This window comes from Janthinobacterium longum, assembly GCF_051380735.1.
Lineage (GTDB): Bacteria > Pseudomonadota > Gammaproteobacteria > Burkholderiales > Burkholderiaceae_D > Janthinobacterium.
The window spans coordinates 40,917-65,155 of record NZ_JBNYXQ010000004.1; the positions used below are offsets into that span (position 1 = coordinate 40,917).

Sequence of the window (24,239 nt, forward strand, 5' to 3'; positions counted from 1 at the left end):
TGGGGCACGCCGGCATTCTCTACCATGGAATACGGGACACCTGATGAGCAACTGGCATGCCGGCTACACGGCCGAAACCGCATACACCTATGGCTATTACACTGAATTGAACCCCTTGCGTACGCAGTTGCTGCTGCTGAGCTGGGGAATACAGCCGCCCAGGATCAGCACCGCATGCGAACTCGGGTTTGGCCAGGGCATGAGCGTCAACATCCATGCCGCGGCGTCGGGCGTACGCTGGCATGGCACCGATTTCAATCCGTCCCACACCGCCTTTGCGCAGGAACTGGCTGAAGTGTCTGGCAATGGCGCTGTGCTGTCGGAACAATCGTTCCAGGATTTTTGCGCCCGGAGCGACCTGCCTGACTTTGATTTTATCGCCCTGCACGGCATCTGGAGCTGGATCTCGCCGGAAAACCAGGCGCATATCGCCGCTTTCCTGGCGCGCAAGCTCAAACCGGGCGGCGTGCTGTATATCAGCTACAACACGCAGGCGGGCTGGGCGGCGATGGCGCCGATCCGCGACCTGATGGAGCAGCACAGCCGCGTGATGAGTGCGCCGGGGCAGGATTCCCTGACGCGCGTGAGCAGCGCGCTGTCCTTCGTCAACCGCATGATGGAGACCCGCCCGCGCTACCTGCAAGCCAATCCCACCATCGCCGTGCGCCTGCAGCAGATCGGCGAGCAGGACCCGAATTACCTGTCGCACGAATACTTCAATCATTACTGGCAGCCGGTGTCGTTTTCGGCGCTCAAGCCGGTGCTGGCCGCCGTCAAGCTCGAGTTTGCCGGTTCGGCCGCCTACCCCGATCATGTTGCACCCCTCAACCTGTCGCCCGAACACCTGGCTTTCCTGGCGCAGATTCCGGACGCCACTTTCCGCGAGAACACCACCGACTTCCTGGTCAACCGCCAGTTCCGCCAGGATTACTGGGTCAAGGGCAGCCGCAAGCTGACCGCCCATGAGCAGGCTGTCGCACTGCGCGCCGTGCGCATCTTGCTGGTGGCGCCGGTCGACCAGATCGCCATGAAGGTCACCGGCGCCCTGGGTGAGGCCGACATGGACCAGGCCGTCTATGGCCCGCTGCTGGAACTGCTCGCCGATTACCAGCCTCATACGATAGGCGAACTGCAACAGCGTTTGCCCTCTGGTATCGCGGAACTGGGCAACTTGCTGCAGATGCTGCTGGTGCTGGCGCATAAAGCCTGTATTTCGCCGGTACAGGATGACGCCGCAATCGCGCTGGCGCGGCCGGCCTCGGGCAGGCTGAACCGGCATCTGCTGGAAAAGGCGCGGGGTCGCACCGACCTGGCCGCGCTGGCCAGTCCGGTGACAGGCGGTGGTGTCGGTGTGTTGCATTTGCAACAGTTGTTCCTGCTGGCCCGACTGGAAGGTCATCAGGACAGCGACGCCTGCGCAGCATTTGCCTGGCAGGCCATGCGCGCACTGCAGCAAACCGTGGTGCGCAATGGCACGGTGCTGACAACGGAAGAAGACAACCTGGCCGAACTGGCTGTGCAAGCGGAACGCTTCCGCGTCACCGTGCTGCCGATTATGCAGGCACTGGGCGTGGCCGACTGACGCCGAAGCCTGAGTCCGGTGGGCGCTGGCACGAACCGTGATTTTTATGATAGCCATCATTCAGAAATTGAATGATGTTATGGAAATCGTTGTTTGTATTTATAATTTGAAATGTTTTTAACTAAGCACGGAAAATTATGTTGCGTCGCAACCGGCGCGCAATGTGCTACACTTTTAGGGTTTTTGCGGCGCCGCAGGTGCGGTTGCTGTTCGTAGAAGCTGCGAACGGCGTGCTTTATGCACATGGCTGCTTACTAAATTAAGCCGCGCAAGCGGCATCGGTCCATGCCCCTGTCAACTCCCGTATCCCGGCGCGCCTTACGGCACTCCCGCGTTATCGACGTCCAAGCGTATCTGCGCGACGACGGCCTGTGGGATATCGACGCGCGCATCACCGACATCAAATCGTTCGACGCGACCCTGGCTTCTGGCCCCCGTGCCGCCGGCACCCCCCTGCATGACCTCCATTTACGCATTACTGTCGATAGCGAACTGACCATCGTCGAGGCCGAAGCTGCCTCCGATTTTGTACCCTATCCCGGTTTTTGCGATACCATCGGCCCCGCTTACCGGGAACTGATCGGTCTGAATCTATTGAAGAATTTCCGCCGCGACTTGAAACAGCGCCTGGCGGGAATCGCTGGCTGTACTCATTTGACCGAACTGGCGCAAGTCTTGCCGACTGCGGCGGTTCAGGCATTTGCCGGCGATGTCTGGTCGACCCGTGACGGTGCGAATGCTGATTTGCCGCATGAAAAGCCGTTTCAACTCGACAAATGCCACGCCCTGCGCACTGACGGCGGGGCAGTTGCACAGTATTACCCGCGCTGGGTAGCCAAAGCGTGATTCCGGCGCAGTTTTTCCTGTTTTTTTGCACCACTAACCGTATTTTTACAAATCAGTATCAGAAGGGAAGCCAGCATGAAAATCCATGAGTATCAAGCCAAAGAAATCCTCCGGCAATTCGGAGTGACGGTACCACGCGGCATCGCGTGCATGTCCGTCGACGAAGCCGTCAAGGCTGCGGAAACCCTGGGCGGCCCGGTATGGGTTGTCAAGGCGCAGATCCACGCAGGTGGCCGCGGCAAGGGCGGCGGCGTGAAAGTGGCAAAATCGATCGAGCAGGTCAAGGAATATGCTGACCAGATCATGGGCATGCAGCTGATCACGCACCAGACTAGCGCCGAAGGCCAGAAAGTCAACCGCCTGCTGGTGGAAGAAGGCGCCGACATCAAACAGGAACTGTACGTTTCGCTGGTCACCGACCGCGTGACCCAGAAGATTGTCCTGATGGCCTCGTCCGAAGGCGGCATGGACATCGAAGAAGTGGCCGAGAGCCACCCTGAAAAAATCCACCACGTCACCATCGAGCCTAGCGTTGGCCTGACCGATGCCCAGGCAGACGACATCGCGACCAAAATCGGCGTGCCTGCCGGTTCCATCGCCGACGCCCGCGTCAACCTGCAAGGCCTGTACAAAGCCTACTGGGAAACCGACTGCTCGCTGGCCGAGATCAACCCGCTGATCGTTACCGGCAGCGGCAAGGTTATCGCCCTGGACGCCAAGTTCAACTTCGACCCGAACGCCCTGTTCCGTCATCCGGAAATCATTGCCCTGCGCGACCTGGACGAAGAAGATCCAGCTGAAATCGAAGCGTCGAAATTCGACCTGGCCTACATCTCGCTCGACGGCAATATCGGCTGCCTGGTGAACGGCGCCGGCCTGGCCATGGCCACCATGGACACCATCAAACTGTTCGGCGGCGAGCCAGCCAACTTCCTCGACGTCGGCGGCGGCGCCACGGCAGAAAAAGTCACCGAAGCGTTCAAGATCATGCTGAAAAACCCGGGCCTGAAAGCCATCCTGGTGAATATTTTCGGCGGCATCATGCGTTGCGACGTGATCGCCGAAGGCGTTATCGCTGCGGTCAAAGCCGTTTCGCTGAACGTACCGCTGGTGGTGCGCATGAAGGGCACCAACGAAGACCTGGGCAAAAAGATGCTGGCCGATTCCGGTCTGCCTATCATCGCAGCCGACACCATGGAAGATGCAGCCAAGAGCGTCGTTGCCGCTGCTGCCGGTCAAGCTTAATTAAGGAATCAACATGTCCATTCTGATCAATAAAGATACCAAAGTCGTTACCCAAGGGATCACCGGCAAGACCGGCCAGTTCCACACCCGCGGTTGCCGCGACTACGCGAACGGCAAAGCCGCTTTCGTGGCAGGCGTGAACCCGAAGAAAGCCGGCGAAGACTTCGAAGGCATTCCTATTTTCGCCAACGTGACCGAAGCGAAAAAAGAAACCGGCGCCAACGTTTCCGTGATCTACGTGCCGCCAGCAGGCGCGGCCGCCGCGATCTGGGAAGCTGTCGAAGCTGAAATGGATCTGGCCATTTGCATCACCGAAGGCATTCCAGTACGTGACATGATGGCCTTGAAAGACCGCATGGCCAAATCGGGCAGCAAAACGCTGCTGCTGGGCCCTAACTGCCCAGGTTTGATCACGCCAGACGAAATCAAGATCGGCATCATGCCAGGCCACATCCATAAAAAGGGCCGCATCGGCGTGGTATCGCGTTCGGGTACCCTGACCTATGAAGCAGTTGGTCAATTGACCGCACTGGGCCTGGGCCAATCGTCGGCAGTCGGCATCGGCGGCGACCCGATCAACGGTCTGAAACACATCGACATCATGAAGATGTTCAATGACGATCCGGATACCGACGCGGTCATCATGATCGGCGAAATCGGTGGTCCTGACGAAGCCAATGCTGCTTATTGGATCAAGGACAACATGAAAAAACCGGTGGTCGGCTTTATCGCCGGCGTCACCGCGCCTCCAGGCAAGCGCATGGGCCACGCCGGCGCGCTGATCTCGGGCGGTGCCGATACGGCACAAGCCAAGCTGGAAATCATGGAAGCATGCGGCATCACCGTCACCAAGAACCCGTCGGAAATGGCGCGTCTGCTGAAAGCCATGCTGTAATACAGCGCGGTCAAATCAGTACAAAAAAAGGAGCTTCGGCTCCTTTTTTTATTGTCTGGCAGCCACGGCCATTCTGGTCGCGCAGCGACCGCCATGGTCGCAACCGGACACAATGCGTCGTTTTTGTTGCCTCGATGCCCAGCCTTGCCCGTGCGCGGCGCTGGCACAGCGCTTGCATTTTCCCTGGTGAGCATCTGACAACAGGAGGACACCATGCGCGCCCAAGCCGGCTTTACCCTGATAGAACTGATGATAGTGGTGGCGATCGCCGGCATCCTGGCGGCCGTGGCCATCCCGCAATACAGCGACTACACGATGCGCGCCAAGGTCAGCAACGTGCTGGCGGCAGCCGCGCCGCTGAAAACGGCGGTGGCCTTGTGCGTGCAGGAAAATGGTGGCGAGGCATCCACCTGCAGCACCACCACCGAGGCCAAGCCCAGCCCGATCCCCGCTTTCAGCCCCACGCGCGAAGTGGCCAGTGGCAGCGTGGCCGATGGCAATATCACCCTGACCCTGGCGCCCGACCTGGGCACCGGCATCGGCGGCCAGACCATCACCATGACGATGGAATCGGGCAGCAGCAGCCTGACCTGGTTCAACAGCACCACGGTCAGCAATGAGGCGGCGAAACAGGCCATCCTGCGCAACAATATTGCGAAGGCCGTGGCGGCGTTGTGATGCCATGCCTGGCATGGGCTGAAAAGCATGGTTGTCAAAAAGAGCGGACAAGCTGCCTGCCTTGTTTTACAATCGCGCGCTATTGTTTATTAAGAAAGACGCCATGGCGCGCAGCTACTTCTGGACCATGTTATGCCTGATCCTGCATCAGATCGACGCCGCCTATTGGCGTGAATGGGAAATGTTTTACCTGCCCGGCGGCGTGCAGGGCTTTCTGGTGTTTAACCTGGCGGCGATTGCAATAGTGCTGGCCGGCTACCGGCAGGTGCTGCTGGCGCTGCCTCGCGCGCGCCTGTATGCCGGCATCTGCACCGCGCTGGGCATGGCCACTTTTGTGATCCACGCCGGCTTTGCGCTGGCGGGGCTGGAACAGTTTCATTTGCCGCTGTCGATGGCGGTCATCGGGTTGTGCCTGGGCTGCGCACTGTGGCTGTTGAATGACCTGCGTTCACAAAGCCGCCGTCCAGTCACCTGACTTGCCGCCATGCTTTTCCAGCACCCGCACATTGGTCATCACCATGCCGCGGTCGACCGCCTTGCACATATCGTAGATGGTCAGCAAACCGATTTGTACCGAGGTCAGCGCTTCCATTTCCACGCCGGTTTTGCCGAGGGTGTCGACCTGGGCGCGGCAGTGGACGCTGCTGGCCGCTTCGTCGATTTCGAAGTCGACCGTGACGCGTGTAATGGCCAGCGGGTGGCATAGCGGTATCAGGTCGCTGGTGCGCTTGGCGCCCATGATGGCGGCGATGCGGGCGATGCCCAGTACGTCGCCCTTTTTGGCGTTGCCTTTGACAATGATGGCCAGCGTGGCCGGCTGCATGCGGATGGTGCCGGCTGCCACGGCGCTGCGGCGCGTGTCTTCCTTGTTGCCCACATCGACCATATGGGCCTGGCCGGTGGCGTCGAAGTGGGTCAGTGCGCCAGCGCTGGCGTCTTGCTCGGGTGTGGTCATGGTGTGGGGGCGTTGTTGGCAATGATGATGGCCACCATTATAGGGGGCGGCGCGCGTGTGGAAAATGATGGCGCTTACGGGTTATGATAGCAGCCGTGAAATCCCGCCCCTTTTATCCTGTTGCTTGCTTCAAGGCCTGTGCGCTGTCGGCCTTGCTGCTGGCCGCCCCTCTGGCGCTGGCGCAAACGCCGGCACCGGCCGCCGCACCGGTCAAGCCTGCCAGCAGCTGGACCCCGCTACCGGTGGCGCCCGTGCCGAACCTGCCCAACCTGGGCGATGCTTCGCGCGAAGACCTGTCGCCTGCCATGGAGCGCAAGATCGGCGAAGAGATTATCCGCAGCATTCGGGGCGACCGCGATTATCTCGATGATGCGCCCTTGCTGGAATACATGAATACCTTCGGCAATGCGCTGGTGGCGGCGCGGCCCAGCGTGCGCGGCGAAACCAGCTACGATTATTTCTTTTTTGTCGTGCGCGATCCGCAACTGAACGCGTTTGCCTTGCCGGGCGGCTTTATCGGCGTGCATTCGGCGCTGTTGCTGGCGGCGCAGACCGAAGCGGAACTTGCTTCCGTGCTGTCGCACGAGATCGGCCATGTGGCGCAGCGCCATGTCGCGCGCATGCTGGGCCAGCAGCGCCAGGACGCACTGATGCCGCTGGCGGCGATCTTGCTGGCGGCGCTGGCGTCGCGCGCCGGCGGTGACGTGGCGATGGGCGTGTTCGCCGCCGGCCAGGGCCTGGCGATCCAGCGCCAGATCAATTTCGGCCGCGACGCCGAGCGCGAAGCGGACCGCATCGGTTTCCAGATCATGGGCGAAGCTGGTTTCGACACCACCGGCATGGTGGCTTTCTTTGGCCGCATGCAGGCAGCCAGCCGCTCGTACAGCGACCTGATGCCAGCGTATCTGCAGACCCACCCCTTGACCACCGAGCGCATTGCCGATATCCAGGCGCGCATCCGCGAGCAGCCCTATAAACAGCGGCCCGACAGCCTGAATTTCCACCTGGCGCGTGCGCGTGCACGCGTGCTGCAGGATGAAAGCATGCAGGGTTTGCTGAACGCGAAAGCAACCTTCAAGACGCAGCTGGAACAGCAAAGCCGTTTCCAGGTGACGGCGGCCCACTATGGGCTGGCGTTTATCGCCATCAAGCAGGGCAAGACGGCTGAGGCGCAGGCCGAGCTCGATGCGGCCAACGCGGCGTTGCACAAGCCGGCCGGGCCGAACGTGTTGACGTCAAGCGGCACGCAAGGCCCCAATTCGCTGCTGGCGGCAATGGAGCTGGAAGTGCTGTTGATGCCGGCGCAAAAGCCGGAGGTCGCACCCCGGGCGGTGAAGGCAGCCGATGCGGCGCGCCACCAGTTTCCACTGTCGCGCGGGATTGCCTATCAATATGCGGAAGCGCTGATCGCCGACAAGCAGCTCGACAAGGCCACGCTCTACCTGCGTGACCAGGTGCAGTTGTACAAGGAAGAGCCGGAATTGTACGACCTGCTGGCCAAGGCTTATGCGAGCCAGGGCAAGCGGTCCTTGCAGCATCTTGCGCTGGCCGAATCGTATGTGCTGCAGGGCGCCACCATGGCCGCGCTGGACCAGCTGACGATCGCGCGCAAGTCGAACGACGCCACTTTTTATGACCAGGCCGTGATCGATGCGCGCGAACGCGAGCTGCAGGAAAAGCGCCGCGAGCAGCTCAAGGACCAGAAGTCGTAGTCAGGCCGGCTGCGGCGTGCGCTGGAAACCGAAATGCCGTGGCACCTGTTCATGGGCCAGCGGTGTTGCCGCAATTGCCTGGCCGCCATATTGCAAGCTCAGCTTGCCGCTGGCGTGTTCCAGCCAGGCCAGCAGCGCTTCGTCGCCCACCGGCTGGCCATCGAGCTGCAGCAACGCCATCACCTGCGCCATATCGCGGTCATCGACCTGCGCGACGATGTCGCCCTGTTGCAGGATCAGCGCACCGTTATCGCATAGAAACGCCGCATCAAGCGCCGGCAGGGTAGCGCCCGTTTGCAGCACAAAGCCGTGTTGCGGATCGCTGCGGGCAATAAACGGCGTTGCTTCCAGGTTCAGATAGACGCGCTGGGGGCCGTTCTGGAAAAACCAGCAGCCGCGTTCATCATGGTCATAGTTGCGGTTGATAAAGCCGAGCAGGGCGGCGTGGGCGATTTTGTCGCCGGGCAGCTGCGATTGCTGGGCGTGCTCGTCGCGCATGCGCCAGTTGCCGCGCGCGTCCAATGCCAGCCAACCGTAGCAGTGGGGAACATTCGGCCATTTGGCCATCGCCTGTTTAACGAGGTCATCCATGTAGGGCAGCTTCCTTAGGGTGGTCAATGCTGTCAGCCTGACAGCTTTGCGTCAACGATGGCGCCGCGCTGCCTTGTTCGAAGAACTGCAGCAGGCGCCGCGGCAGCCAGTCGAGATTGCTGCTGGCAAAGCCGACATGGCCGCCATGGCGCGGATAATCGAGCGTCACGGCCGGTGCAGCGCAGCGTGGCAAATGTTGCCCCGGCAGGAAAGGATCGTTCTGCGCGTTCAGGATCAGCGTGCGCACGGTGATGTCGTGCAACACATGTTTGGCGCTGGCGCGGTGCCAGTAATCGTCGGCGTCGCGGTAGCCGTGCAGGGGCGCCGTCACCACATTGTCAAACGCATGCAGGTCGCGCGCGGCCAGCATGGCTTCACGCTCGAACAGGCCGGGAAACTGCTCCAGCTTGGCCAGGCACTTCGGTTTCAGCGTTTGTAAAAACATGCGGGTGTACAAGCGGTTCGCACCCGAGGACAAGGCCTTGCCGCCTTGCGCCAGGTCCAGCGGCGCCGACACGGAAGCCGCCGCATCGACAAAGTCCGCTGCATGCTGCGACTGCCCCAGCCAGCACAGCAGGGCGTTGCCGCCCAGCGAGACGCCGGCTGCATAAAACTTCCCGGTCGCGCGCGGGTGCAAACGGCGCAGCACCCAGTCCACCTCTTGCGCGTCGCCCGAATGATAGAAGCGCGGCGCCAGGTTAGCCTCGCCCGAGCAGCCACGAAAATGCGGCACCGCACCCGACCAGCCGCGCGCAGCCACTTGCGCCATCAGCGCGCGTGCGTAATGGCTGTTTGACGAGCCTTCCAGGCCATGAAACAGCACCACGAAGGGCTGGCCAGGCTGGCCGTCGACCAGGTCGACGTCGACGAAATCGCCGTCGGGCGCCTGCCAGCGCTCGCGCCGGAACGCCACCGCCGGCTTGTCCAGGCAGATGGCCGGCACGATGGTTTGCAGATGGCCACCAGGCAACCAGAAAGGCGCGCTGTAGTTCATGGAACCTTAATGCAGGATCTGCGCTCCGGCCGCGTCCGTCGGTGCGCTGCCGGGTGCGATCGAGACATGGTGCAGCACGATGCGCCAGCCACGCGGCGTTTTCACGTAGATATTGGTGGCCAGCAAATGCGCAGGCGTGCCTTCGCTGGCGGTGCTGCCTTCGACTACCGTGTGAACCGAGCTCATCAGATTATGCGTTTCATGCAGCTGGGTCGGCCGGATATGCAGGCCGCCGCCAGCCAGCACGGCTTCCCACGAGGCGCGGATGGCGGCATGGCCGATCAGGCGCGCACCGCCCGGATGGATGCAGACGATTTCTTCATCGTCGGCCCACAGCGCCATCAGCGCATCGAGGTCTGCGCGGTTGAGGGCATCATAGAAAGCCGTTTCGACTTCGGCGGCGCTGCCATTCAATTCCTTCACACTTTTCATGACAACTCCGGTCTTGAGGCTTGATGGTTAATTTTATGAGGTTCTAGAACGCCTAACAAAACCGTAGCGAGCGGAAGGGAGTTGTGGCTGAGAAGTGCAACCGTACGAAGGTACGGTGAGCATCGCAGGCCGCAAATACCGACGCGCAGTAGGTTTTGTTAGGTGTTCTTAGTGGTGGCCGGCGCTGGCGCCCGGTTTCAGTTTGTAGGCCGTGCCGCAGTACGGGCACTTGGCTTCACCGTGGTTGCTGAAATCGAGGAACACGCGCGGATGGGACGACCACAGCGGCATGGCCGGGTTAGGGCAATAGGCTGGCAGGTCTTTACCGTCGAGTTCGACCGCTGGCTGGGTGGTGTTTGTCATCTTGTCATGCTCCGTGAGGCTAAAGTTATGTAGTTAAGAATGCTGCGAAAACCACGATTTTAACGGATTCGTGCAGGCAGTAAAATTCATCCGTAGAATGGCAGCTTGATCCGCTAGCGCAAGCCGCCGTTTTCATACGAAAAGCGCGCGTGCCCGCCGCCACCATGAACCCTGATACCGCCATTTCATCGCCGCTCGCGATGCCGTTTGCCTGCACCATCGTTGTGCGAATACTACACTTTGCCGCCCGGAGCGCCGTTTGAGCACCACCGCGCAACGCCAGTCGTTCCGCGAAGGCCTGCTGCTGGGCGCACCGACCCTGGTCGGCATCGCCGCCTGGGGCATGGTGGTCGGTATCGCCATGGTGAAAAGCGGCTTGAGCGTGACGCAGGCCAGTGCAATGACCCTGCTGGTGTTTGCCGGCTCGGCCCAGCTGGCCTCCTTGCCGCTGCTGGCCGCGCACGCGCCGATCTGGGTGATTTTTGCTACTGCGCTGGTGGTCAACCTGCGCTTCGTGATTTTCTCGGCCCTGCTGGCACCCCATTTTTCCCACCTGCCGTGGCGCCAGCGTTTGGCGCTTGGCTATATTTCCGGCGATATCGCGGTTGGCCTGTTCCTGCGGCGCTACCCGCTGGAAACACCGGACCCGGGCAAGGTGCCGTTTTTAAAAGGCCTGATTTATCCGAACTGGACAGCCTGGCAGGTCGGCTCGCTGGCCGGCATTTTCCTTGGCGCCGCGATTCCCGCCGAATGGGGCCTGGGCTTTGCCGGTACCCTGGCCATTATCTGCGTGACGGTGCCGCTGGTGCTGGGCCGCGCAGCGCTGTGCGGCGTGCTGGTATCGGGCGCGGTGGCAGTCGCCGCTTTCCGCCTGCCCTATAAACTGGGCCTGCTGGTGGCAGTGCTGGCAGGCATGATCACCGCCATGGCAGTGGAAGAACTGACGGAAAAATGGGTGAAAAAACATGGCTGACGCAATCGACATGAACAGCTTTGATGTATGGGCCACCATCGTGGTGCTGGTACTGGCCACGGCCGCCACCCGCAGTACCTTCTGGCTGGTCGGGCATCACATCACGATACCGAAGCGCGTCAACGAGATGCTGCGTTTTGCGCCGGCCTGCGCGCTGGCGGCGATTATTGCGCCCGACCTGTTGATGGACAGCGCACAGCTGCAGCTGGACTTGCCAAATTTGAAGTTGCTTTCCGGAATCGCCGCCACGATTTTTTACTTGCTACGCCGCAATATGCTGCAAACCATTGTGTTTGGCATGCTGGTTTTCACGGGATTGCGTTTGTTACATGTTTTTCAGTAAACGGGCACAAATCGACGAATTGCGCTGGTGCTTGCGGTAAAATAGCGCACTTCCTTCCACTCGTCATCCGGATCGCCATGTCAGCTGTTCTCAACTTCATCCGTCTGCAAGATTTGATCGACCAAAACGCCCTGCAAGGCAAGCGCGTATTCATCCGCGCCGACCTGAACGTGCCGCAAGATGACAGTGGCAAGATCACTGAAGACACCCGCATCCGCGCCTCCGTGCCAGCGATCCGCGCCGCACTCGACGCTGGCGCTGCCGTGATGGTGACCTCGCACCTGGGCCGTCCGACCGAAGGCGAATTCAAGCCGGCCGACAGCCTGGCGCCGGTCGCCGCCCGCTTGTCCGAACTGCTGGGCCAGACAGTGGAACTGAAACAAAACTGGATCGATGGCGCCGGCCTGGAGTCCTTGGCCGCCGGCCAGGTGGTGTTGCTGGAAAACGTGCGCGTGAACAAGGGTGAAAAGAAAAACAGCGATGAACTGGCGCAAAAAATGGCCAGCTTGTGCGATATCTACGTCAACGACGCGTTCGGCACCGCCCACCGCGCCGAAGCGTCCACCCACGGCATCGCCAAGTTTGCCCCGGTCGCTTGCGCCGGCCCGCTGCTGGCTGCCGAACTGGACGCCCTGGGCAAGGCGCTGCACGCGCCGGCCAGGCCGCTGCTGGCCATCGTTGCCGGCTCCAAAGTGTCGAGCAAGCTGACCATCCTCAAGGCCCTGTCCGACAAGGTCGACAACCTGATCGTCGGCGGCGGCATTGCCAACACCTTCATGAAGGCGGTTGGCTTGAATGTCGGCAAGTCGCTGGTGGAAGCGGAACTGGTCGACGAAGCGAAAGCCATCATCGACATCATGGCCCAGCGCGGCGCACAGGTACCGATTCCGGTCGACGTGGTGTGCGCCAAGGAGTTTTCGCCGACCGCAACGGCCACCGTCAAGGACGTGGCCGATGTGGCAGACGACGACATGATCCTCGATATCGGCCCGAAAACGGCGGCCATGCTGGCGCAACAAATCGCCGCCGCCGGCACCATCGTCTGGAACGGCCCGGTCGGCGTATTCGAATTCGACCAGTTCGGCCACGGCACCAAGACGCTGGCGCTGGCGATTGCCGAGTCGAAGGCATTCTCGATCGCCGGTGGTGGCGACACCCTGGCGGCGATTGCAAAATATGACATTACCGATAAAATCAGCTATATCTCGACCGGCGGCGGCGCTTTCCTGGAATTCTTGGAAGGTAAAACCTTGCCCGCAGTCGAGATCCTGATGCAGCGCGCCGCCCAATAAGGGCCGGCTGTAAAGTATGCATGCACCAAGCGCAGCCTGACCGCTGCGCTTTTACCTTGCCGGACGCGCAAGCGCCCGGTCGATATGCTCTCAACGTCTTGCTCTCGCACAAGGAATTCTATGCCACGCGGTACAAAAATCGTAGCAACCATCGGCCCTGCCTCCACCGACCTGGCGATCCTGGTCAAGATGATACGGGCAGGTGTCGACGTGGTGCGTTTGAATTTTTCCCATGGCAAGGCACAAGACCATATCGACCGCGCGACGCTGGTGCGCCAGGCGGCGGCCGAATGCGGCCGCGAAGTGGCCATCATGGCCGACATGCAGGGTCCGAAGATCCGCGTCGGCAAGTTTGAAAACGGCCGCATCCAGCTTGAAGCGGGCGACAAGTTCATCCTGGATGCCAAGTGGGGCGAGAATGGCGAACTGGGTAATCAGGAACGCGTCGGCCTCGACTACAAGGCGCTGCCGCGCGACCTGAACAAGGACGATGTATTGCTGCTCAACGACGGCCTGATCGTGCTGATCGTCGAGCGCATCGTCGTCAACGAGATCCACACGGTGGTCAAGATCGGTGGCGAGCTGTCGAACAACAAGGGCATCAACCGCCAGGGCGGCGGCCTGACGGCGCCGGCGCTGACGGCCAAGGACATGGAAGACATCAAGACGGCGATGAGCTTCCAGGCCGACTACCTGGCCATTTCCTTCCCGAAAAGCGCGACCGACATGGAAATGGCGCGCACCCTGGCCAATATCGCCGGCGAGCCGTATCAACACAAGCCGATGATGATCGCCAAGATCGAGCGCGCTGAAGCAATTCCCGTGCTGCAGGAAATTTTAGATGCCTCCGATGGCATCATGGTGGCGCGCGGCGACCTGGCGGTGGAAGTGGGCAATGCAGCCGTGCCGGCCTTGCAAAAGCGCATGATCAAGATGGCGCGCGCCTCGAACAAGCTGGCCATTACCGCCACGCAGATGATGGAATCGATGATCGTCAACGCCGTGCCGACCCGCGCCGAGGTTTCCGATGTGGCCAATGCCGTGCTGGACGGCACGGACGCCGTGATGACCTCGGCCGAGACCGCTTCGGGCCGCTACCCGATCGAGACGGTGGAAATGATGGCCGCCATCTGCGTCGAAGCGGAGCAGTCCGAATACAACAAGCTCGACGCCGACTTTTTGAACGTCACGTTCACCCGCATCGACCAGTCGATCGCCTACGGTGCGCTGTTTACCGCCCACCACCTGCGCGTGAAAGCCATCGTGGCGATGACGGAGTCCGGTTCGACTCCGCTGTGGATGAGCCGCCACAGCATCGATACCCCGATTTTTGCCCTGACGCCCAGCGTGACCACGCAGCGCAAGGCCGCCCTGTACCGCAATGTGCGCGCCTACCATCTGCTGCAAAACGGCAGCAGCGCGCAAGTGCTGAAACAGGCTGAAGATTTGCTGGTCGCCAATGGCATTGTCAAAAAGGGCGACATGATCGTCGTCACCTGGGGCTCGCCGATGGGGCAGGCCGGCGGCACCAATGCATTAAAGATTGTTCGTGTGGGTGAATACGATTAAGCCACGCGTGAGGTAAAACAGACGCCGGCGCGGCCGATCCCGCCGCGAAGCGTCGCCACAGTTTCTATTGTTCTCTGGAGTATTACCATGTCTCTCGTATCCATGCGTCAATTGCTGGACCACGCCGCCGAAAACGGTTATGGCATCCCGGCCTTCAACGTCAACAACCTGGAGCAAGTGCAGGCCATCATGGCTGCCGCCGATGCGCTGAACTCGCCGGTGATCATGCAGGCATCCGCTGGCGCCCGCAAGTACGCCGGTGAAGCCTTCCTGCGTCACCTGATCGATGCCGCCATCGAAGCCTATCCGCATATTCCGGTCGTGATGCACCAGGATCATGGCCAGTCGCCGGCGATCTGCATGGCCGCCATCCGTTCCGGCTTCTCGTCGGTGATGATGGACGGTTCGCTCGAAGCGGACGGCAAGTCGGTCGCCTCGTACGAGTACAACGTCGAAGTGTCGCGCGAAGTGGTGAAATTCTCGCATGCCATCGGCGTGACGGTGGAAGCGGAACTGGGCGTGCTCGGTTCGCTGGAAACCATGAAGGGCGACAAGGAAGACGGCCACGGCGCCGAAGGCACGATGACGCGCGAGCAATTGCTGACGGACGTGGCGCAAGCTGCCGACTTCGTGCAGCGCACCCAGTGCGATGCGCTGGCGATCGCGATTGGTACCTCGCACGGTGCCTACAAATTTACCCGCAAGCCGACCGGCGAAATCCTGGCAATCGACCGCATCAAGGAAATCCACGCACGCATCCCGAACACCCACTTGGTGATGCACGGTTCCTCGTCGGTGCCGCAGGAATTGCTGGCCATCATCCGTGAATTCGGTGGCGACATGAAGGAAACCTACGGCGTGCCAGTCGAAGAAATCCAGGAAGGCATCCGCCATGGCGTGCGCAAGATCAATATCGATACCGATATCCGCCTGGCGATGACGGCCGCGATTCGCCAGTTCATGTTCCAGAACCCGTCGAAATTCGACCCGCGCGACTATTTGAAGCCGGCTCGCCTGGCTGCAGAACAGATCGTGCGCGCCCGCTTCCAGCAGTTTGGCTGCGAAGGCCAGGCGTCGAAAATCAAACAGATTTCGCTGGAAAAAATGGCCGAGCGTTACAAGGCCGGCGAGCTGTCGCAGATTGTGAAGTAAAATCTTGCCTGGAGCGGGCCGGCTGTCTTGCCGGCCCGTTGTTCCCGACCGGCGGGCGATAGTCCTGCGCGCCGGTTTCGCTTCATGTTTCGTTTCATCCAACCACTCCCTCCGCTATGAACAGCCTCTATCAGACCTCCATCCATTCCCTGCCACTGCTGGGCCACGGCAAGGTGCGCGACAACTACGCCGTCGGCGACGACAAGATCCTGATCGTCACCACCGACCGCCTGTCGGCCTTCGACGTCGTCATGAACGAGCCAATTCCCGGCAAGGGCAAGGTGCTCAATCAGATGAGCGATTTCTGGTTCGACAAGCTGGGCCATATCGTGCCGAACCACCTGACGGGCGTGGCGCCTGAATCGGTGGTGGCGCCAGAGGAAGTGGAGCAGGTCGTGGGGCGCGCCGTGGTGGCCAAGCGCCTCAAACCGATCATGGTCGAGGCGGTGGTGCGCGGTTACATCATCGGTTCGGGCTGGAAAGATTACCAGGACACGGGCAGCATCTGCGGCATCAAGCTGCCGGCCGGCCTGCAACAGGCTGAAAAGCTGCCGGAACCGCTGTTCACGCCGGCCGCCAAGGCCGAGCTGGGCGAACACGACGAAAACATCAGCTTTGCCGAGATGGAACAGCGCATCGGTGCGGAACTGGCCGCCAAAATGCGCGACATCAGCATCCAGCTATACAAGGCGGCCGCCGACTACGCCGCCACGCGCGGCATCATTATTGCCGACACCAAATTCGAATTCGGCCTGGACGACAATGGCGTGATGCACCTGATGGACGAAGTGCTGACGGCCGACTCTTCGCGCTTCTGGCCGGCCGATTCGTATCAGCCCGGCATGTCGCCGCCATCGTTCGACAAGCAGTTCGTGCGCGACTACCTGGAAACCCTGAGCTGGGGCAAGACGGCGCCGGCGCCCGCGCTGCCGGCCGACGTGATCGACAAAACCCAGGCCAAGTACTTCGAAGCCATCGAGCGCCTGACCGGCGAAAAGCTGAAAGCCTGAGATGACTGATCAACCAACACCACTGGTCGGCGTGATCATGGGCTCGTCCTCGGACTGGGACGTGATGCAGCACGCCGTGGCCATCCTGAAGCAGTTTGGCGTGCCGTTCGAAGCGCAGGTGATTTCTGCCCACCGCATGCCCGACGAAATGTATGCCTACGCGAAAAGCGCCCGTGCGCGCGGTCTGCGTGCGATTATCGCCGGCGCCGGCGGCGCGGCCCACCTGCCTGGCATGGTGGCCGCGATGACCATCGTGCCGGTGCTGGGCGTGCCCGTGCCCTCGAAATACCTGCGCGGCGAAGACTCCATGCTGTCTATCCTGCAAATGCCCAAGGGCGTGCCGGTGGCCACTTTCGCCATCGGCGAAGCGGGCGCTGCGAATGCCGCGCTGACGGCGGTGGCCATGCTGGCCGCCAACGACGATGCGCTGGCCGCGCAACTGGAAGCGTTCCGTGTCACGCAAACCGACGCCGCCAAGGCGATGACCTTACCGCTGGACTAAGTGAGCAATTCTTTGAGCAATTCTTTCGATCCGCATTCCTCTCCCATCTTGCCCACTGCCAATCCACCAGCCTGGCTGGGCGTGATGGGTGGCGGCCAGCTGGGCCGCATGTTCGCCCAGGCTGCCCAGAGCATGGGCTACCAGGTGGCGGTACTGGAACCGTCTGACGACTGCCCGGCGGGCCAGGTCGCGCAGCGCCTGGTCAATGCCGACTATGATGATTGCGCCGGCCTCGATGCCCTGGCGGCGCAATGCCTGGCGGTCACCACCGAATTTGAAAACGTGCCGGCCGACGGCCTGTCGCGCCTGGCCTGCAGCGTGTTTGTCGCGCCGAACGCGCAGGGCGTGTCGGTGGCGCAGGACCGCATCGCCGAAAAACGGTTTTTTGTCGACTGTGCGGAAAAATCCGGCGTGCTGCCGGCGCCGCACAAGGTGATTGCCAGCGAAGACGACATTGATGCGATCCCTGACGATCTGCTGCCCGGCATCCTGAAAACCGTGCGCATGGGTTATGACGGCAAGGGGCAAGTGCGCGTGCGCTCGCGCGACGAGGTGCGCGCCGCGTTTGCCGGCATGGGCCAGGTTACCTGCCTGCTGGAGAAAATGCTGCCGCTGGCCTATGAAGTGTCGGTGCTGACGGTGCGCGGGTTTGATGGCGCCTCGGTGGTGTATCCGATCGCCGAAAACGTGCACCGCGACGGCATCTTGTTTACCACCACTGTGCCCGGCCCGAACATTTCAAACGATTGCGCCGCAAAAGCGCAGCGCGCGGCGCAAGCCATGGTGGCCGAACTCGGCTATGTCGGCGTGCTGTGCATCGAGTTTTTCGTGCTGGCCGACGGTACGCTGGTGGTCAATGAAATGGCGCCGCGCCCGCACAACAGCGGCCATTACACCATGGACGCCTGTGTCACCAGCCAGTTCGCGCAGCAAGTGCGTGCCATGGCGCGCTTGCCGCTGGGCGACACGCGCCAGCACTCGCCGGCCGTGATGCTCAATATTCTGGGCGACGCCTGGTTTGCGGGCGATAGCGATGCCATCCGTGAACCGGCCTGGGACCAGGTGCTGGCGCTGCCGGGCGCTTGCCTGCATCTGTACGGCAAGGACGATCCGCGCCGTGGCCGCAAGATGGGTCATTTGACCCTGGTCGCCGCCACCCTGGACGAAGCGCAGGCACGTTTGCGCGATGCTTGCCTGATCCTGGGAATTGCGCCGTGAGCGTGCCGCAGTCGATCAGCAGCGCCGCCGCCTTGCTGGAAGCGGGCGCGCTGGTGGCCTTTCCCACCGAGACCGTGTACGGCCTCGGTGCGGATGCGGAAAACCCGGCCGCCGTGGCGCGTATCTATCAAGCCAAGGGCCGCCCGTCCGACCACCCGGTGATCGTGCACGTGGCGCCGGGCGCCGATCTGGCGCACTGGTGCGATGATTTGCCGGTCGAAGCGACGCAGCTGGTGGCCGCTTTCTGGCCCGGCCCCCTGACCCTGATCGTCAAACGCGCCGCGCATATTCCCGATGCGGTGTCCGGCGGCCAGGATACGGTCGGTTTGCGCTGCCCTTCGCATCCGGTGGCTATCGCATTGCTAGCCGCTTTCAAGGGCGGCAATGGTGGCGTGGCAGCACCGTCGGCGAATAAATTCGGCAATGTCAGCCCGACCACCGCGCAGCATGTGCGCGATGAATTCCAGGCCGAACTCGATAGCGGCTTGCTGGGCGCCGTGCTCGATGGTGGCCAGAGCGAAGTAGGCATCGAGTCCACCATCGTCGACCTGTCGCGCCTGGCCACGCATGGCCCGGTGCTGCTGCGTCCCGGCCATATCAGCGGCGAGCAGATCGCTGCGGTGATCTGCCAGTTGCCGGCCTTGCCCGATGCGGCCGCGCCGCGCGCCTCCGGCACCCTCGATTCGCACTATGCGCCACATACTCCTGTTGCGATGCAGCACGGCGATGTGCTGGGCGCAACACTGAATCAACTGCTCAATGCCGGGCGCCGGGTTGCGCTGATACACTATTCGGACCTGCCGCCAGCGTCGGCCAGCGTGCGCCTGGCGCAAGACCCAGCTTCCTACGCCTATGCGCTGTACGCCTCGCTGCGCACGATGGACCAGGTCGGCGCAGAGCTGATCCTGGTGGAAGCGCCGCCCACCGGTCCTGCCTGGCTGGGCATCAATGACCGCCTGCGGCGGGCCGCATTCGGCTCGACCGGCATCCTGCAACAATTTCTCAGCGTCTGACACCAGCCCCGCAAGGGGCTTTTTCTTGATGCAGTGCAATACAACTCCTTGCCCATAATCATGGCCATTCCGCCATAATTGACGCCGTCGCGCCGTCTTGCCAGGACGGAAAGCGTTGTTGTAATTTGGCTGTTTTTTCAAACTGAATTTCTATACAAGCGTGAAGAACGATGGCATATTAGTTGGGTAGCGAATAGCACGCCCGTTCGTTTGTAAAACCAAAAAAAAACCATTAGGAGACAAAATGCAATACACCAAATTCGCGCTTGCGGCGCTGACGGCGGCTGTCCTGGCCGGTTGCGGCGGCTCCAGCGGCGGCGACCAGACCCTGAAAGTCAAATACACGGCACAAGTGTCGTTCGGCGACAGCCTGTCCGACGTCGGCTCCTATGCGGTCGGCACGGTCGCTGCCCTGAAAGGCGGCAAATTCACCATCAACGGAGACAATACCTCCATCAATCCCGAGCTGACCGGCAAGAACTGGACCGAGCATCTGGCCGCGCAATTCGGCCTGCCAGCGCCTTGTGCGGCAGAAACTGGCCTGGAAGGCAATGCTGCGCAGGGCTTTGCCGTGGCCCGCGTCAAGCATGCCGGCTGCTTCGGCTACGCCATGGGCGGCTCGCGCGTGACCAATCCTGTCGGCCCGAACAACAGACTGGCAGGCGGCGCACTCGGTGCACTGACGGTGCCGGTCGCCACGCAGATCGCCAACCACCTGGCTGTGTCCGGCGGCAAGTTCAGCGGCACCGAAGTGGTATTCGTGATGGCCGGCGGTAACGATGCACTGTTCCAGTTGGGTGCTCTGCAAGCGGCCGCTACCGCCGCCGGCACCACTGCTGGCGGTACGGCGTTTGGCGCCAGCCTGATCACGCAGCTGGCCACCGGCGCTCCCAATCCGGCTACCGCTGCTGTGTCCATCCGCACCGCAGTGCTTAACGCCAGCGCTGTCGCTGGCGCGACGCCGACTACCATTGCCCAGGCTGCCATCGGCGCTGCTGTCGCTGCCGGTTACACGACTGCCGCCACGACTGCAGTCAATGGCCCGATCATTGCAACCGCACAAGCTGCCGCCACCGCCGCCGGCGCCAAGGCCGGCGCCGACTACGCCGCTACCAATGGTCCTGCACTGGTGACCGCCATGGGCACGGCCGGTGCGGAGCTGGTTGCACTGGTGAAAGACCAGATCATTGCCAAAGGTGCCACCCATGTGGTCGTCAATAATCTGCCGGACATTGCCAACACGCCGTCGGGCCTGGGTAAGGATGCCAGTACGAAGGCCTTGATCAATGCCATGGTCAGCGCTTTCAATACGCAGATCAAGAACGGTTTGTCCACCAATGACAAGGTACTGATCGTCGACGTGTTTGCCGTCAGCAATGACCAGGCGACCAACCCCGGCCCGTATGGCCTGACCAATGTCAAGGAACCGGCCTGCGACCTGACCGCCGCCAAGAATCCGCTGGGCAGCTCGCTGGTGTGCAACGGCAGCAACCTGATCGCCGGCGACGTCAGCCATTACTCCTATGCCGATGATGTGCATCCTTCGCCGTTCAACAACCTGCTGCTGGCGCGTTATGTTGCCAAAGACATGGTGACGCGCGGCTGGCTGTAATCGGGCAGCGCCCTGGCCATGCCGGGGCGCCTGCGGGGATGACCGGATAGTTAGCTATCCGCACATAATGAATCAGGAGACAATATGAAAAAACGTTTCAATAGCGCGGCGCAGTTGCTGGCGGCCATCGCGGCCATGACGCTGGCTACGGCCGCCTCGGCGCAAAGCGCCGGTACTTTTACCGCCAAGGTCGGTCTCAACAAGATCACGCCGCATGTTACCAGCGGCGACATGACGGCGCCGGCTTTGCCGAACACCAAGGCCGACGTCGAGTCCGACACCAAACCGATCCTGACCCTGGCCTATATGCTCACCGACAATATTTCGGCCGAGATGCACCTGGGCGTGCCGTACAAGCATGATCTGATGGGTGATGGCGCCATCAAGGGCACGGGCAAACTGGGCACTTCGGAAGTGTTGCCACCAACCTTCCTGATGCAGTACCGCTTCTTCGAGGCCAACACCATGATCCGTCCTTACGTGGGCGCCGGCCTGACGTATGCCTACTTCCAGAAGGAACGCGGTTCAGGTGCGATGACGGCCCTGCTCGATCCGGGTGGACCTCCATCGAGCTACCGCCTGAAAAACAAGCTGGCCGGCAGCATCCAGCTGGGCGCCACGCTGGCCTTCAACGAGCGCTGGTTTGCCGACGTCGGCATCATCAAGACGTACCTGAAAACGCGCGCGACGTTCTCGACCGGCCAGACGCAGGATATCAAGCTGGACCCGACCGCCGTCAGCGTCGGTATCGGTTACAAGTTTTTCTAGGATATCGGCAGTCGAAAAAATCCGCCAGCTGGCGGATTTTTTTTGTCCCGTCAATCGGGCAGGGTGCTGAACTTGCCGTGATGGAAAATCAACGGCGGCTGGGCCGTGTATGCGCATTGCTCGACTTCGCCGACAAAGATCACATGGTCGCCTTCCGGGTAGCGGCTGCGGTTATGGCATTCGAACCAGGCCGAGGCACCTTTCAGGATGGGTTGGCCGGTACGAGACAGTTCATATTCCACGTCGTCGAACGGGTTGGGCGTGCGGCGCGAAAAACGCTGTGCCAGTTCGGCCTGGTCGGCGCCCAGCACATTGATCACGTAATGCGAGTTGCCGCTGAAGATGGGCATGCTGTTGGCAGCCTCGCCCAAACTCCACAGCACCAGCGGTGGCGACAGCGACACGGAATTGAAGGAACTGGCGGTCAGTCCGCGAAATGTGCCGTCGGCCAGGCGCGTGGTGATTACCGTCACGCCGGTGGCAAATTGCGACAATGCCTGCCGGAAATGAGGCGCATCAAACGCTTGCGCTGGCGCGCGGGGAGAGAGTGTATTCATGGGTAACCTGTATGTTTGTGACCATTATGCCAAAAAATGACAGTGCCGTTGTATCGCAGGTCCAAAGCAAGGCGGCGGCACCCTGCGCGGGTTTGCGCTACAGTGGTGGAACAGGCAAGATTTCCGCTAAGACAGTTGTAGTCAGGAGGACATGATGAGTCAGCAATTGGAAGTGGCGGTACTGGGTGGCGGTTGCTTCTGGGGCCACGATGCGGTGTACCGGCAGGTGCGCGGCGTCATGACTGTCGAGACCGGCTATGCGGGAGGGCAACTGGCAGACCCCAGCCACGAACAGGTCGATGCCGGTGGCACGGGCCATGCGCAAGTGGTACGCCTGGCATTCGATACGGCTATCGTCAGCTACCAGGACCTGCTGCAGGTATTTTTTACCAGCCACGATCCCACCACACTAGCCCGGCAGGGCAATGACGTGGGTACGCAGTACCGCTCGGTGATCTTTGTGCAGTCGCCACAGCAGGAGTCGGTGGCGCACAAGGTGATGGCCGAAATGGCGGGTGTATGGGATGCACCCATCGTCACGCAGGTGCTGCCGGCCCAGCCGTTTTACCGGGCGCCAGACGAGCAGCAGAATTATGCCGCGCGCCACCCCCTGCAAAGCTATTGCGCGCTGGTGGTGGCGTCGATGGTGGACAAATTGCGCGCCATGCACGCCAGCCTCGTCAGATAGCCGCTGGCGCCTGGCTCAATGCACCAGGGCCGGTGTTCTGCCCTCGTACATATAGTTGCGCGACCAGGGCAGCGTGGAAGAACGCCGGCCGGCCTTGACGCAAACGATCTGGTACAGGCTGATCAGGTCCTGCTCGAAGGCATAGCTGCAGCCGGCCAGGTAGACGTGCCAGATGCGAAAGCGCCGTTCGCCGGCCAGCGGCCTGATCAGCTCGGCATGCGCCTCGAAATTCTCTGTCCATAGTGCGCAGGTGCGCGCATAGTGGCGTCGCAAATTTTCCACGTCCAGCACTTCCAGCCCGCCTTGCTGCATGGTTTTCAGCACATTGCCGATATGCGCCAGTTCGCCGTGCGGAAACACATATTTTTCGATGAATTCGCCGCCGCCGTACGGCGTTTCGCCATTGTCCGGGTCGGTGGAGGTGATGCCATGGTTCATCGCCATGCCTTCCGGCGCCAGCAGCTTGTTGATGATGGAAAAGTAATCGGGCAAGTGCTTCAGGCCCACGTGTTCGAACATGCCGACGCTGGTAATGCGGTCGAATTGGCCCGTTACATCGCGGTAGTCCTGCAGGCGGATATCGACCAGGTGTTCCAGGCCGGCCTCGGCCACGCGTGCACGCGCCAGTTGGTACTGGTTTTCGGATAGGGTCACGCCGACACAGCGGGCGCCATATTGCTGCGCGGCGCGGATCACCAGCGCACCCCAACCGCAGCCGATATCGAGCAGGCTCTGGCCCGGCTGCAACTGGATTTTCTTCAGGATATGGTCGATTTTCTTCACTTGCGCCTGCGCCAGCGTTTCATCGCCGTGCTCGAAATAGGCGCAGGAATAGACCAGGGCCGGATCGAGGAACTGCTCGTAGAAGGCGTTCGACACATCGTAGTGGTAGCGGATCGCTTCGGCGTCCTTGCCCTTGTCATGCGTAAAACTGCGCACGATGCGGGCCAGCTTGCCTTCCGGCTTGAGGGTGTTGCGCGCCAACGCATTGCAGATGGAAATCATGTCCTGCGCCGTGCCCTTGACTTCAATATTGCCTTCCACATAGGCCGAGCCCAGATTGGCCAGCGAAGGCTTGAGCAGGTAGCGGGCCGAGGCGATTGTGGGCAGGCGGATGGTGACGCGCGGCGTTTCGCTCGACAGGTCGACATGCTGGCCGTTCCACAGTTCGATGCGCAGTGGCAGGGCGGCCTTGGCACGCATGCCGGCTACCCAGGACTTGAGTTGGTTTTGAATAAACAAAATGGCC

Annotated in this window: 26 protein-coding genes; 19 read left to right on the plus strand and 7 right to left on the minus strand. The window is 61.5% G+C overall.

Translation table 11 applies throughout. The annotated features are described in order from the left end of the window. The first annotated feature begins 43 nt into the window (after positions 1-43). From ACQ4WM_RS12925 to ACQ4WM_RS12950, 6 genes are all read left to right on the plus strand, one after another. Positions 44-1,582 (plus strand): methyltransferase regulatory domain-containing protein, encoded by a 1,539-nt coding sequence (locus tag ACQ4WM_RS12925; protein ID WP_436547076.1) that lies wholly within the window; start codon positions 44-46, stop codon positions 1,580-1,582. Between the two features lie 285 nt (positions 1,583-1,867). Beyond that, on the plus strand, positions 1,868-2,428 hold the full coding sequence (locus ACQ4WM_RS12930; RefSeq protein WP_436547077.1) for a DUF2889 domain-containing protein: 561 nt from the start codon (positions 1,868-1,870) through the stop codon (positions 2,426-2,428). Between the two features lie 75 nt (positions 2,429-2,503). Next, positions 2,504-3,673: an ADP-forming succinate--CoA ligase subunit beta gene (gene sucC, locus ACQ4WM_RS12935; protein ID WP_436547078.1), complete on the plus strand. Its 1,170-nt coding sequence runs from the start codon at positions 2,504-2,506 to the stop codon at positions 3,671-3,673. A 13-nt stretch (positions 3,674-3,686) separates the two neighbouring features. After that, complete coding sequence (gene sucD, locus ACQ4WM_RS12940) at positions 3,687-4,568, plus strand: succinate--CoA ligase subunit alpha (RefSeq protein ID WP_308924206.1); 882 nt, start codon at positions 3,687-3,689, stop codon at positions 4,566-4,568. Between the two features lie 213 nt (positions 4,569-4,781). Beyond that, the gene (locus ACQ4WM_RS12945; protein WP_436547079.1) at positions 4,782-5,246 is read left to right on the plus strand and encodes a pilin; all 465 of its coding nucleotides are present in this window, start codon (positions 4,782-4,784) and stop codon (positions 5,244-5,246) included. A 103-nt stretch (positions 5,247-5,349) separates the two neighbouring features. Then, the gene (locus ACQ4WM_RS12950; protein WP_436547080.1) at positions 5,350-5,721 is read left to right on the plus strand and encodes a DUF6713 family protein; all 372 of its coding nucleotides are present in this window, start codon (positions 5,350-5,352) and stop codon (positions 5,719-5,721) included. On the opposite strand, the gene moaC is transcribed toward ACQ4WM_RS12950, so the two are convergent. Further along, positions 5,695-6,201: a cyclic pyranopterin monophosphate synthase MoaC gene (gene moaC, locus ACQ4WM_RS12955; RefSeq protein WP_436547081.1), complete on the minus strand. Its 507-nt coding sequence runs from the start codon at positions 6,199-6,201 to the stop codon at positions 5,695-5,697. The genes ACQ4WM_RS12950 and moaC overlap by 27 nt on opposite strands. An 83-nt stretch (positions 6,202-6,284) precedes the next feature. Here moaC and ACQ4WM_RS12960 point away from each other — a divergent pair, with 83 nt between their 5' ends. Continuing rightward, positions 6,285-7,913, plus strand: a complete 1,629-nt coding sequence (locus ACQ4WM_RS12960; protein WP_436547082.1) for a M48 family metallopeptidase — start codon at positions 6,285-6,287, stop codon at positions 7,911-7,913. Here ACQ4WM_RS12960 and ACQ4WM_RS12965 read toward each other — a convergent pair whose 3' ends face one another. The 4 genes from ACQ4WM_RS12965 to ACQ4WM_RS12980 all read right to left on the minus strand — a co-directional run bounded on the left by ACQ4WM_RS12965 (position 7,914) and on the right by ACQ4WM_RS12980 (position 10,293). Beyond that, positions 7,914-8,504 (minus strand): DUF2946 family protein, encoded by a 591-nt coding sequence (locus tag ACQ4WM_RS12965; protein WP_436547083.1) that lies wholly within the window; start codon positions 8,502-8,504, stop codon positions 7,914-7,916. Then, complete coding sequence (locus ACQ4WM_RS12970; protein WP_436547084.1) at positions 8,497-9,498, minus strand: YheT family hydrolase; 1,002 nt, start codon at positions 9,496-9,498, stop codon at positions 8,497-8,499. Before ACQ4WM_RS12970 ends, ACQ4WM_RS12965 begins: the two co-directional genes overlap by 8 nt. A gap of 6 nt (positions 9,499-9,504) precedes the next feature. Beyond that, a complete protein-coding gene (locus ACQ4WM_RS12975; RefSeq protein WP_436547085.1) occupies positions 9,505-9,930 on the minus strand; it encodes a YybH family protein in 426 nt (141 codons plus the stop codon). Positions 9,931-10,098: 168 nt separating this feature from the next. After that, on the minus strand, positions 10,099-10,293 hold the full coding sequence (locus tag ACQ4WM_RS12980) for a zinc-finger domain-containing protein (protein WP_436547086.1): 195 nt from the start codon (positions 10,291-10,293) through the stop codon (positions 10,099-10,101). 259 nt (positions 10,294-10,552) lie between these two features. On the opposite strand from ACQ4WM_RS12980, the gene ACQ4WM_RS12985 reads away from it, so the two are divergent. The 11 genes from ACQ4WM_RS12985 to ACQ4WM_RS13035 all read left to right on the plus strand — a co-directional run bounded on the left by ACQ4WM_RS12985 (position 10,553) and on the right by ACQ4WM_RS13035 (position 21,745). Then, positions 10,553-11,266 (plus strand): AzlC family ABC transporter permease, encoded by a 714-nt coding sequence (locus ACQ4WM_RS12985; RefSeq protein ID WP_436547087.1) that lies wholly within the window; start codon positions 10,553-10,555, stop codon positions 11,264-11,266. Continuing rightward, positions 11,259-11,609, plus strand: a complete 351-nt coding sequence (locus ACQ4WM_RS12990) for an AzlD domain-containing protein (protein ID WP_436547088.1) — start codon at positions 11,259-11,261, stop codon at positions 11,607-11,609. Before ACQ4WM_RS12985 ends, ACQ4WM_RS12990 begins: the two co-directional genes overlap by 8 nt. 77 nt (positions 11,610-11,686) lie before the next feature. Continuing rightward, on the plus strand, positions 11,687-12,901 hold the full coding sequence (locus ACQ4WM_RS12995) for a phosphoglycerate kinase (RefSeq protein WP_436547089.1): 1,215 nt from the start codon (positions 11,687-11,689) through the stop codon (positions 12,899-12,901). A gap of 120 nt (positions 12,902-13,021) precedes the next feature. Further along, on the plus strand, positions 13,022-14,470 hold the full coding sequence (gene pyk / locus ACQ4WM_RS13000) for a pyruvate kinase (protein ID WP_436547090.1): 1,449 nt from the start codon (positions 13,022-13,024) through the stop codon (positions 14,468-14,470). A gap of 87 nt (positions 14,471-14,557) precedes the next feature. After that, positions 14,558-15,622: a class II fructose-bisphosphate aldolase gene (fba, locus tag ACQ4WM_RS13005; protein WP_436547091.1), complete on the plus strand. Its 1,065-nt coding sequence runs from the start codon at positions 14,558-14,560 to the stop codon at positions 15,620-15,622. A 116-nt stretch (positions 15,623-15,738) separates the two neighbouring features. Beyond that, positions 15,739-16,632: a phosphoribosylaminoimidazolesuccinocarboxamide synthase gene (locus ACQ4WM_RS13010; RefSeq protein ID WP_436547092.1), complete on the plus strand. Its 894-nt coding sequence runs from the start codon at positions 15,739-15,741 to the stop codon at positions 16,630-16,632. Between the two features lies 1 nt (position 16,633). Continuing rightward, positions 16,634-17,134 (plus strand): 5-(carboxyamino)imidazole ribonucleotide mutase, encoded by a 501-nt coding sequence (purE, locus tag ACQ4WM_RS13015; RefSeq protein ID WP_436547093.1) that lies wholly within the window; start codon positions 16,634-16,636, stop codon positions 17,132-17,134. A 12-nt stretch (positions 17,135-17,146) separates the two neighbouring features. Continuing rightward, complete coding sequence (locus tag ACQ4WM_RS13020; RefSeq protein ID WP_436547094.1) at positions 17,147-18,352, plus strand: 5-(carboxyamino)imidazole ribonucleotide synthase; 1,206 nt, start codon at positions 17,147-17,149, stop codon at positions 18,350-18,352. Continuing rightward, entirely contained in the window at positions 18,349-19,365 is a 1,017-nt protein-coding gene (locus tag ACQ4WM_RS13025; protein WP_436547095.1) for an L-threonylcarbamoyladenylate synthase, read from the plus strand. Before ACQ4WM_RS13020 ends, ACQ4WM_RS13025 begins: the two co-directional genes overlap by 4 nt. A 244-nt stretch (positions 19,366-19,609) precedes the next feature. Continuing rightward, on the plus strand, positions 19,610-20,977 hold the full coding sequence (locus ACQ4WM_RS13030; protein WP_436547096.1) for an SGNH/GDSL hydrolase family protein: 1,368 nt from the start codon (positions 19,610-19,612) through the stop codon (positions 20,975-20,977). 84 nt (positions 20,978-21,061) lie between these two features. Further along, on the plus strand, positions 21,062-21,745 hold the full coding sequence (locus ACQ4WM_RS13035) for an OmpW/AlkL family protein (RefSeq protein ID WP_436547097.1): 684 nt from the start codon (positions 21,062-21,064) through the stop codon (positions 21,743-21,745). A gap of 50 nt (positions 21,746-21,795) precedes the next feature. On the opposite strand, the gene ACQ4WM_RS13040 is transcribed toward ACQ4WM_RS13035, so the two are convergent. Beyond that, positions 21,796-22,302, minus strand: coding sequence for a flavin reductase family protein (locus ACQ4WM_RS13040; protein ID WP_436547098.1), 507 nt, complete (start codon positions 22,300-22,302; stop codon positions 21,796-21,798). Positions 22,303-22,456: 154 nt separating this feature from the next. Between ACQ4WM_RS13040 and msrA the strand changes: the two genes are divergently transcribed. Further along, positions 22,457-22,990, plus strand: coding sequence for a peptide-methionine (S)-S-oxide reductase MsrA (msrA, locus tag ACQ4WM_RS13045; protein ID WP_436547362.1), 534 nt, complete (start codon positions 22,457-22,459; stop codon positions 22,988-22,990). Positions 22,991-23,005: 15 nt separating this feature from the next. Here msrA and ACQ4WM_RS13050 read toward each other — a convergent pair whose 3' ends face one another. Then, a complete protein-coding gene (locus tag ACQ4WM_RS13050; protein WP_436547099.1) occupies positions 23,006-24,232 on the minus strand; it encodes a class I SAM-dependent methyltransferase in 1,227 nt (408 codons plus the stop codon). Positions 24,233-24,239 lie beyond the last annotated feature (7 nt).